The following is an 11,064-nucleotide window of genomic DNA, read 5'->3' on the forward strand; positions in this document are numbered from 1 at the left end:
ATGGCTCTCCAAAAAGAAAAAAAAGAATTTTGGACGAGAGTAAAAGAATTAGCGAAAAAAAATATCAAGCCGCAGTCTTATGATTTCTTCATTGAGCCTGCCCAACTGTTAGAAATTGAAAATGATGTAGCAACCATTATCGTGGGTGCGAAGTTTCATAAAGATTTTTGGCGGAGTCAGGAAGGACTAATCAGTACAGCTGGGTTTGAAATTTTTGATCGACCAATTCGTTTCAATTTACTTTCAGAAGAAGAAGTTTCAGAAAAAATTGAACAAGAAACCAATGAACAAGATGGATTTGATGAAGCACCTGCTCTAGCAACTCCGGACTTCACGCGCTTAAATCCAAAGTACATTTTTGATAACTACATCCAAGGTGAAGGTAATAAATGGGCAAAAGCTGCTGCTTTTGCTGTTGCCGATAAACCAGGGGATGTTTATAATCCTCTCTTCATTTATGGAGGTTCTGGACTTGGCAAGACACATTTGATGCATGCGATTGGCAACGAAATCTTGAAAGATAATCCGCATTCTAAGGTTAAATATGTATCTGCAGAAACTTTTGTCAATGACTATGTCAATGCAACACGTAAAGGACAGATGGCAAAATTTGAAGAAACATATCGAAACTTAGATATACTTCTTCTTGATGACGTCCAGTTCTTTAGTGATAAAGAAGGTACCCAAAACGAGTTTTTCAATACTTTTAATACTCTTCATGATCGTGGTGCTCAAATCGTTCTCACTTCGGACCGTATACCACAAGAACTCAATAAACTTGAGGAGCGTTTAGTGACTCGTTTTTCATGGGGATTAACGACAGACATCACAGCACCTGACTATGAAACACGTATGGCCATTCTCCAGACAAAGTCTGAGAGCAGTAATTTAGAATTCCCTCAAGAAACTCTTAGTTATATCGCTGGCCAAATTGACTCAAATGTCCGTGAACTTGAAGGTGCACTTAATCGTGTAGAGTTTGTTGCGAAAACAAACAACCAAACGGTAGTCAATATTGATACCGCCAGTGAAGCTCTGCGTTCTCTTAAAAGTAATACGCAGCAACCTTTGTCAAATTTGACAGTCAAAAAAATACAAGATGAGGTTGCAAAATACTATCATGTGTCAACAGCTGATCTTATTGGGCCTAAACGACCAAAAGAAATTGCATTTCCAAGACAAATTGCAATGTATTTGATTCGTGAATTGTTGGCACTCAGTCTTCCAGCTATTGGCAATGAGTTTGGTGGACGCGATCATACTACTGTCATGTATGCGCACAAGCAAATAACAGAAAAAATGAAAAATGACATCGATGTTCAAAAAGACATTGACGCCATCAAGCGACTGTTTCAATAAAAAGTGACCTGTGGAAAACTTCAAAAGATTTCCTTGAGTTATCCTCTACTTATACACAGTGGAAAACTTATAAAAGTTCATGTTTTCGCGCTTATCCCCATACTCACAAGACCTACTACTATTACTAATATATTTATATAAATAAATAAAGAAAAGGACTATCATGATAAAATTTTCAATTAACAAAGTAGCTTTTCAAAATGCACTAAAAATTACTAAACAAGCGATTGGTTCAAAAGTTACTATTCCTGCTTTAACCAAATTAAAAATTACAGTCAGTGCAGAAGGAATTACACTAACAGGATCCAATGGTCAAATTTCGATTGAGAACTTTTTACCTGCCAGTGATAAAGATGCTGGAATGAATATCTCTGGTACTGGTAGTATCTTATTGGAAGCTTCATTCTTTGAAAGTGTAGTTAGTCAAATGCCAGAACTTACTTTAGAATTTGAAGAATTAGAACAAAAACAAGTACTACTCACTTCTGGAAAGTCAGAAATTACTTTAAAAGGACAGGATGCCGAAATTTATCCACGTATTCAAGAAATTTCACAAGAAAATCCTCTTAAAATTAATGTTGGTTTTTTGAAAGAAATTTTTACAGAAACAGTATTTGCTGTAAGTACGCAAGAAAGTCGTCCTATTTTTACTGGGGTACATTTGGTCTTATCAGATAAGAAAAATCTCAAAGCTGTTGCGACTGACTCACATCGTATGAGCCAACGCTTGCTTGCTCTTGAGAATGACGGTTCTGATTTTGATGTCGTTCTTCCTAGTAAGTCTATCCAAAGTTTCAAAAATGTATTTACTAATGATGAGGAAGATTTGGATATTTCCTTGGCGAATAATCAAATTCTCTTCCGTAATGAGCGTATCAGTTACTACAGTCGTCTAATTGAAGGTACTTACCCTGATACGAATCGTTTAATACCTAATGAAGCTGATTATAGCTTAAATCTCGTCTTTGATGTGGCTGCTTTACGTCGTACAATGGAACGTGCACGTCTCTTATCAAATGCAACAGCAAATGGTACCGTTAAACTTACTGTTTCAGGAGATTCAGTAATTACAACAGCCAATTCACCTGAAGTTGGTAGTGTTCATGAAGAGTTGACTGCAATTGAAAAAATCGGTGAGGATATTGCAATCAGCTTTAACCCACAATATCTGATTGATGCGCTTCGTGTTATAAAAGAACCGGAAGTTCGTATTCGTTTCATTTCAAACGTTCGTCCTTTTACACTTCTTCCTAAAAATGATACAGACAGTTTCGTACAGCTTATTACACCTGTCAGAACAAACTAAAAAATGTTAGAATAGACTTAACGAAAGTGAGGTCTATTTTTTTATGGAAATCATTTATACTGAAATTACACAAGATATAACTCAATTTCTTTTGGAGCGTGCTCAACAGGCATTGAAAGAAGAGAAAAAAGTTTATTATATTGTTCCATCTTCAATATCTTTTGAAAAAGAAAAGGAAATTTTAGAGCGTATTTCATCAGGTGCAGATACAGCCGTTTTTGACCTCTTAGTTACACGTTTTAAGCAACTTCCTTATTATTTTGATCGTAAAGAAAAAAATACAGATGAAAAAGTCGAACTCAGTCAGTCTGGACTGAGTATGCTTTTTCGTAAAGTTTTGAAGTCTTTTTCTAAAGAAGAATTGCCACTCTATTATAGTTTGCAAAGTTCACCAGCTTTTCTTGAAATGTTGGTGAATTTGCGTGCAGAATTAGTTACTGCAAATTTAACCTGTGAAGAATTACCCGAAAGTCCCAAAAATATGGAGTTATCAGCAATTTTAGCACGTTTTGAAGATGAATTAAATCTTTCTTATGCTAATTTTTCAGAGTTTCAACATTTTATACAAAGTATAAATGAGGGCAAATTTAATCAGGTGTTACATGAGGCGGTAATCATTATTGATGGCTATACGCGGTTTACTGCTGAAGAGGAAAGTTTTATTTCTGCCCTTCATTCCGCAGGTTCAGAAATCATCATTGGGACCTATGCTCGTTCATCAGACTATAAGTTGACAGATTTTTCTTTGTCGGTTTACACGAATGCTCTAGAGATGATTCAACGTTTTCGCAATAAGTTTTCTGCTCAAATCTCTTCTGTTTCGAATACAAAACCAGATAAAGTATATGATAAGTTGACACGTTTGATTGAACTGGAAACTAATTTTATTCAAGAAAGAGAAAATATTGAGCTAGAGTCTAAAGATAAAGAACATTTTGAAATCTGGGAAGCAGAAAACCAGATGGCAGAAATCGAAACCGTTGCTAAAGAAATTCGTCAAAAGATAGCTCAAGGCGCTTTATTTAAAGACTTTACGGTATTGGTTGGTAATGTGGAAGCTTACGCAATACCAGTTCAAGAAATCTTTGATTTGTATGAGATTCCTTTTTTCTATGCTCAGGAAGAAGCAATGAGTCAGCATCCCTTGATAATTTTCTTAGAAAGTCTTTATGCAATAAAAAAGAACAATTACCGTACGAATGATGTGGTCAATCTCCTTAAAAGCAAAGTTTACAGTGGTGTAAACTTTAGCCAAGATGCCTTAGATTACTTTGAATACTATGTGAACAAGTATAAAATTCGAGGCAGAAAGAAATTTGCCACTGCTTTTGAAGAAAGTGAATTTTTAGAATTAGAGCAGGTTGAAACTTTAAGAGAAGAGATGCTTGGTGAATCCTCAGCTCTTCAAAAGTTTTTGACAGGTAGTTCAGAAAAAACGGGAGCCAAGTGGCTTGAACAATTTCAACATTTTATCCAAAATGGCAATGTTCTTGAGAATATGAATCTACTTTATAATCAAGCTGAAGCTGAAGAAAATCATGTCTTGGCAGATAAATACGAACAGGTTTGGAAATTACTGCTTTCTAATTTGAAGGAATTTCAGGCCGTTTTTGCTGAGCAAAAGATGAAAGTGCTCGAATTTCTTGAGTTAATCTTAGCTGGGTTGAAAGGTGCGAAATATCGCCAAATTCCTGCAAATGTTGATGTTGTCAATGTAAAAGACTATGAACTGGTGGAAGCAAGAACCAATAAGTATATCTATGCTATTGGTCTGACAATGGCTAACTTTCCCAAAATCAAGAAAAATTCTAGCTTACTTTCGGATGAAGAACGTGCGATTATTAATCAAAATGTATCTCATGATGATTTTCGTTTTATTGAGCAATTAAATGTGACAAACTCTAGTAAGAATACCTTTACAAGTGTCTCTTTGGTCAATTCAGCAACAGAAAAGCTCGTACTTTCGACACCTCAAATTTATGCGAATGCGCAAGATGATAGCTCGGCATTATTGCAGTTATTTATTGAACATACAAAAGCAGGAGAAAGTGTTAAACGTGAAGTCTCTTCAGTTAATCTTCTGGAAACTGTAACGCATATAGGGAATACACGTTCTCTCATTACAAATATTGGGAAAATTGAACATCTACTTGCTCAAGAGGAAATCGATGGGGTAGAGGATAAACGTAGTTTTTGGTCCAGTTTATTCCGTATTCTTCTTAAAGAAAATCCAGATTTTCAACGTTTGATTTATAATCTTGATCAAGATATAGCCCCTGTATCCTTGGATCCTGAGACTGTAAAAGAAATTTACAAGGATAAAATCCATGCTTCTGTGAGTAGTTTTGAACGTTTTTATAATTGCGAGTACCAGTACTTTTTAGAACAGACCTTAGGATTAGAAAGTTTTGAAAATATAGATTTGAATTCAAAAGTCGTTGGTAATTTCTTTCATGAAGTTTTTGAAAAGCTCCTAGATAATCCTAACTTGACCAGCGAAAATTTCGATGATCACTTGGAAAGTGTTTTACGTGATGTTGACACTTCCTATGCCCGCTATTTCACCCAAGATGCAACAGCACAATTTACATGGACAAATCTTGGAGAAATCGTCAAGCAAACTGCAGTTGTTTTGAAAAAAGGCTTGGAAAATGCTCAGATGAAGACTTTAGCAACCGAGAGTGCTTTTGGTTTACCACAAAGTGAATTGGGTAATTTTTCTATAGACAATATTAATTTACGTGGAAGGATTGATAGAATTGATCAATTTTTTGATGATAGTATTGGTGCTATTGATTATAAATCTAGTCAGCATAAATTTGATCTTGCGTCAGCTTATGATGGAACAAGTTTACAGTTTCTTACTTATTTAGATGTCCTCAAGCAAATGAATGCTGATCAAAAGCTTTGGGGCGCTCTTTACCTGCAGTTAAAAAACGAAAGCATCAACCTTTCTGATGTAGATTATTTAGGAGAAATAGCTGCCTTATTAGCTAAAAAAATGCGCTATGAAGGTCTTATTCTGGAAGAGTATAAGGATAAAGTAAATCAGGAAATTGACGTTGTTAACATTAATCGAAATAATGTCTATAGTCAAGAGGAGTTTGAAGGCCTTATCAAGCTCAACGAAAGTCATTATGCTCGTGCGGGAGAACGACTGCGTGAGGGAGAGATAGCGATTAACCCAGTCATGACTAAAGAAGGTATCGATAAATCTGGTAATGTACACGGATGTCGCTATTGTCCTTTAAAATCAATCTGTCGCTTTGAAGCAAGCAGGCATATGAATGATTATGCCCGTGAAGTCGGTCAAAAAAGTCGCAAAGAGATTCTTGAAGAGTTGAAAGGAGGTCCAGTAAATGACTGAAGTAAAATTGACACCCGAACAGGAAGAAGCAATACATAGCCAAGGACATAATATACTCGTTTCAGCAAGTGCTGGATCAGGAAAGACTTTTGTCATGGCGAACCGGATTGTTGAAAAAATAAAAAATGGCATTGATATTGAGAGCTTGTTTATTTCAACCTTTACTAAAAAAGCGGCAGCAGAATTACGCATGCGTTTAGAAAAAGATCTAAAGAAAGCAAGTTATAAATCTCAAGATAGTATCGAAAAACAAAGGATTAAACTGGCATTACAAAAACTACCTCATGCAGACATTGGTACAATGGATAGCTTTACACAGAAATTGTTACGAGAAAATTTTAATCGTGTAGATATTGATCCAAACTTTAGAATTCTAGCAGATCAGACAGAGAGTGATCTCTTGAAGCAAGAAGTCTTTGATGATCTGGTCGAGCAATATCTTTCAGAACAATCAGAAATCAAAGAGATAGCAAAAATAGATAAAAAGACCTTTGAAAAGCTGGTAAAAAATTTTTCAAGAGATCGGAATATTAAAGGCTTCCAGAGCGTGGTTTACACGGTTTACAACTTTGCTTCAGCAACAGAAAGTCCTGAAAATTGGTTAAAAAATGAATTTCTTAAAGGATTTGATTTTTATCAAAAATTCTCTGATTTACCCGAATCATTTTCACAAGATGTAGTCTTACAACTCGAAACCTTTATTTTAGATTTACAGAAATCTCTGACGGAAAAAAATCTTACGGGGAAAACTTTAGAAAAAGCACAGATCGTAGTGGATAATCAAGAACATCTTCTTTCTAGTTTAGCTCGGAGAGATTATCTTCAATTTACGGAAATTTTTAGATCTCTTGACTTTTCGCGCTGGTCATTAAAGAAAGATGAAATTTTAGCAGAAAGTTTTAAGTCTGTGATAGGAACCAAGACTGCTCCAGGTCTTGTGAGAGATTTTTTAGAAAAAATAAAACATTTGTCAACGATTGAAAAATATCAACCTGAAGCAAAAGTTTTGGCTGAAACCCTTCAAAAATTTGTTCTATATTTTTATAATGTCTATCTGGAGCGAAAACGTTCGGAAAATGCATTTGAATATTCGGATATTGCCCATTTTGCAATTAAAATATTAGAAGAAAATCCAGATGTCGCAACGGCTTATCGTAATAAATATAGTGAAATCATGATTGACGAGTATCAAGATACCAGTCATGTCCAAGAAGCGATGCTACGGTTGCTGAGTAAAAATGGTGACGGCTCTGATAATCTTTTTATGGTTGGTGATATTAAGCAATCGATATATGGTTTTCGTTTGGCCGATCCTAGTCTTTTTCTCAAGAAATACATGGCCTATGCTGATGAAACGAATCCTAATCAACTGATTCGTCTCAAAGAAAATTTTCGTTCACGCGGTGAAGTTCTTTCCTTCACAAATGAGGTATTTAAACATTTGATGGACGAAGAAGTGGGAGAAATGATCTACGGTAAAGAAGAGGAATTGGTCCAAGGGAATCTTATGGACTATCCGGAGAAGTTAAAAGATAACTTTTACCCTGAGCTCCTTCTTTATGAAGAAGATACTTTAGAAGATGAGTCAGAACAAATGAGTGATGGAGAAATAAAAGTTGTTGCTCAACAAATTAAGGAGCTGATAGCATCTGACGAGAACTTAGAATATAAAGATATCGCTCTTTTGGTACGTTCCAAATCTCAAAATAATAAAATTGAAGATATCTTAAAAGCTTACGATATTCCAGTCGTTTTGGATGAGGGGCGCGTTGACTTTTTAAAATCTCTTGAAGTAACCTTAATTTTGGATATCTTGCGTGCTATAGATAATCCGCTCTATGATATTCCTTTAGTGGCGACCTTACGCTCACCAATGTTTAACTTTACAGAGGATGATCTTACAAGGATTAGTTTGAATGCTGGTTCTGATACCCGGTTTTGGCAGAAGTTGCAGCTTAGTGATGGAGAGCTGATAGACAAATCCCTTAAAACAAAGATTGATACCTTTTTGGAGAGATTTACAGGGTGGCGTAAACTTGTAAACGAAGTCACTATCCATGAACTTCTATGGAAGATTTACACAGAAACTTTTTATCTGGACTATGTTGGAGCGCTACCAAATGGTGAGATGCGTCAAGCCAATCTTCATGCTCTTTCAGTAAGGGCTGAATCCTATGAAAGTTCGGGCTATAAAGGTCTTTTCCGATTCATCAAGATGATTGATAAATTTATGGAACAAAACAACGACCTTGCTTCTGTGAATATTAAGTTGCCACAAAATGCGGTAAGAGTAATGACTTTTCATAAGTCCAAAGGGTTAGAGTTTGATGTTGTCTTTCTCATGAATTTACAAACTAAGTTCAACCAGAAAGATCTAAGAGATTCGGTGATACTTACTCGGGAAAATGGCTTAGGAATGAAATATACTGCTGATTTAAAAAATGAGTCAGCTGTAGAGACCGATTTCCCCTATGCTTTGGTTAAAATGGAAACCTTACCGTATCTCGTCAATAAGGATTTGAAGCGAAATGCAATGCTTTCAGAAGAAATGCGTGTTCTTTATGTCGCCTTTACAAGAGCGAAGAAAAAACTCTATATGGTTGGTAAAATCAAACCAAAAGATCTGGAAAAATATGTGGAAACGAAATTAGAAAAAGGCATTTTACCTCTTAAATATCGTCAAGCTGCGAATGGCTACCAACATTGGTTGTTAGCTCTTCAAAAAGCACATAAGTTACCGATGAATTTTAAAGTAATCAAGGCTGCTGATTTACAAGGAGTTGATAAAAAGTTTACAGTTTATCCTGACTTTAAAAAATTAGCAGAAGACGCGAAAAAATTTGATAAAATAATGGACAGCTTATCCGATGTAAAACAAGCGCGTGCTATATTAGATTATCAATATCCAAAGGTAGCAGCAACGAAGCTTTCAAGCATTCAAACTCCCAGTCAAGTAAAAAAAAGAAGTTATGAAAAGCAATTAGAGTTGGGAAATGTTTTACCATCAAGTGAGTATGAACGTGTAAAACAGTTGGAGATGTTGGATTTTGGTCAACATAAAATTACAGCTGCCGAAATAGGTTCTGCTACCCATAGTTTTATGCAATATGCAGATTTTTCACGACCAAACTTATTCGACTTCCAACAAACCTTGGATCAGATGGACCTTCTGGATGAAGTGAAAAACAAAATTGATTTACCCAAAATTCTGACTTTATTTGACACAGATTTTGGTAAAGTCCTGGTTGATAACGTGGAGCGTACAACCAAGGAAGTACCTTTTTCTATGTTGAAAACAGATGAAGTTGCACAAGAACAATATATTGTTCGAGGAATATGTGATGGCTTTATAAAATTTGAAGATAAGATTATCTTGTTTGACTATAAAACGGATTATTTTCGCAATCAAGCGCAGATTGCAGAAATCAAGAAAAATTATGAAGTTCAGATGGAACTCTATGCAGATGCTTTAAGGAAGGCCTATCATGTCAACCAAGTTGACAAGTATTTGATTTTATTAGGTGGACCTCAAAAAGTCGTCGTAGAAAGGTTGTAAAATGTTAGACTATCAATTAGGATCAATTGTTGAAATGAAGAAACCACATGCTTGTACAATCAAATCAACGGGAAAAAAAGCAAACAGTTGGGAAATAATTCGAATGGGTGCAGATATCAAAATTCGATGTACGAATTGTGATCATGTCGTTATGATGAACCGTAATGATTTCAATAAAAAAATAAAAAAAGTTGTGACAATGTAGTCACAACTTTTTGTTTGGGCTTTTAAAAACCTTGATAGAATATGCTTTTTTGTCTTTTTTCATGATTTACGGTATAATTGGATGACTATAAAATTTGACGGAGAAATGAATAAATATGGCTTTAACAGCAGGTATTGTCGGCCTTCCTAATGTCGGAAAATCTACTCTTTTTAATGCAATTACAAAAGCGGGTGCTGAAGCAGCAAACTATCCTTTTGCAACCATCGAGCCTAATGTAGGTATGGTTGAAGTTCCCGATGAACGCTTGACTAAAATCACAGAATTAATCAAACCTAAAAAGACTGTTCCTACAACTTTTGAATTTACAGATATTGCAGGTATTGTAAAAGGTGCCTCTAAAGGTGAAGGTTTGGGTAATAAGTTCCTTGCGAATATTCGCGAGGTTGATGCAATCGTACACGTGGTTCGTGCTTTTGATGATGAAAACGTGATGCGCGAAAATAACCGTGAGGATTCTTTTGTTGATCCATTGGCAGATATTGAAACAATTAATTTAGAGTTGATTTTGGCCGATTTAGAATCCGTAAACAAACGCTATGCGCGGGTTGAAAAAGTCGCACGTACGGTTAAGGATAAAGATGCGGTAGCAGAATTCAACGTTTTGTCTAAAATCAAGCCAGTTTTGGAAGATGGAAAATCTGCGCGAACATTAGAATTTGATGAAGAAGAGCAAAAAGTTGTCAAACAGCTATTCCTACTTACTACAAAACCTGTCCTGTATGTCGCTAATGTAGGTGAAGATGAAGTAAGTGCACCAGATGACATTGAATATGTGAAACAAATTCGTGAATTTGCAGCGACTGAAAATGCAGAGGTTGTTGTTATTTCAGCACGTGCTGAAGAAGAAATTGCCGAACTTGATGATGAGGACAAAGTAGAGTTTCTTGAAGCACTCGGTTTAGAAGAATCTGGTGTTGATAAATTGACAAAAGCAGCTTATCACTTACTTGGACTTGCCACATATTTTACAGCTGGCGAAAAAGAAGTGCGTGCTTGGAACTTTAAGCGAGGCATGAAAGCTCCTCAATTGGCAGGAGTCATTCATAGTGACTTTGAAAAAGGATTTATTCGTGCTGTAACTATGTCTTATGATGATTTGATGAAATATGGTAGTGAAAAGGCTGTTAAAGAAGCAGGACGTTTACGTGAAGAGGGTAAAGAATATGTGGGACAAGATGGCGATATCATGGAATTCCGCTTTAACGTGTAAGATAATTCCCCAAGCGTTTAAGTCTATGAGCCAAAAAGTT

6 protein-coding genes are annotated in these 11,064 nt (G+C 35.7%); all 6 read left to right on the top strand.

Going from position 1 to position 11,064, the window contains the following annotated elements; genetic code table 11:
- The 6 genes from dnaA (at position 1) to ychF (ending at position 11,024) form a co-directional block, all read left to right on the top strand.
- Positions 1 to 1,359, top strand: a complete 1,359-nt coding sequence (gene dnaA / locus P3G65_RS00005; RefSeq protein WP_019292464.1) for a chromosomal replication initiator protein DnaA — start codon at positions 1 to 3, stop codon at positions 1,357 to 1,359.
- A 163-nt stretch (positions 1,360 to 1,522) separates the two neighbouring features.
- Entirely contained in the window at positions 1,523 to 2,665 is a 1,143-nt protein-coding gene (gene dnaN, locus P3G65_RS00010; protein ID WP_019292463.1) for a DNA polymerase III subunit beta, read from the top strand.
- Positions 2,666 to 2,708: 43 nt separating this feature from the next.
- Entirely contained in the window at positions 2,709 to 6,032 is a 3,324-nt protein-coding gene (gene rexB, locus P3G65_RS00015; RefSeq protein ID WP_284071205.1) for an ATP-dependent nuclease subunit B, read from the top strand.
- The gene (addA, locus tag P3G65_RS00020) at positions 6,025 to 9,588 is read left to right on the top strand and encodes a helicase-exonuclease AddAB subunit AddA (protein ID WP_019292461.1); all 3,564 of its coding nucleotides are present in this window, start codon (positions 6,025 to 6,027) and stop codon (positions 9,586 to 9,588) included. The genes rexB and addA overlap by 8 nt, the downstream gene beginning before the upstream one ends.
- A gap of 1 nt (position 9,589) precedes the next feature.
- A complete protein-coding gene (locus P3G65_RS00025) occupies positions 9,590 to 9,793 on the top strand; it encodes a DUF951 domain-containing protein (protein WP_019292460.1) in 204 nt (67 codons plus the stop codon).
- A 115-nt stretch (positions 9,794 to 9,908) separates the two neighbouring features.
- On the top strand, positions 9,909 to 11,024 hold the full coding sequence (gene ychF / locus P3G65_RS00030; RefSeq protein ID WP_284071206.1) for a redox-regulated ATPase YchF: 1,116 nt from the start codon (positions 9,909 to 9,911) through the stop codon (positions 11,022 to 11,024).
- The last annotated feature ends 40 nt before the right edge of the window (positions 11,025 to 11,064 follow it).

It is taken from the genome of Lactococcus sp. bn62 (genome assembly GCF_029492705.2).
In the GTDB taxonomy this organism is placed as follows: Bacteria; Bacillota; Bacilli; order Lactobacillales; family Streptococcaceae; genus Lactococcus; species Lactococcus petauri.

What these genes read in the sequence shown, in the direction of transcription:
- dnaA (WP_019292464.1), top strand. Translation starts at nt 1, where the DNA reads ATGGCTCTCCAAAAAGAAAAAAAAGAATTTTGGACGAGAGTAAAAGAA.
- dnaN (WP_019292463.1), top strand. Translation starts at nt 1,523, where the DNA reads ATGATAAAATTTTCAATTAACAAAGTAGCTTTTCAAAATGCACTAAAA.
- rexB (WP_284071205.1), top strand. Translation starts at nt 2,709, where the DNA reads ATGGAAATCATTTATACTGAAATTACACAAGATATAACTCAATTTCTT.
- addA (WP_019292461.1), top strand. Translation starts at nt 6,025, where the DNA reads ATGACTGAAGTAAAATTGACACCCGAACAGGAAGAAGCAATACATAGC.
- P3G65_RS00025 (WP_019292460.1), top strand. Translation starts at nt 9,590, where the DNA reads ATGTTAGACTATCAATTAGGATCAATTGTTGAAATGAAGAAACCACAT.
- ychF (WP_284071206.1), top strand. Translation starts at nt 9,909, where the DNA reads ATGGCTTTAACAGCAGGTATTGTCGGCCTTCCTAATGTCGGAAAATCT.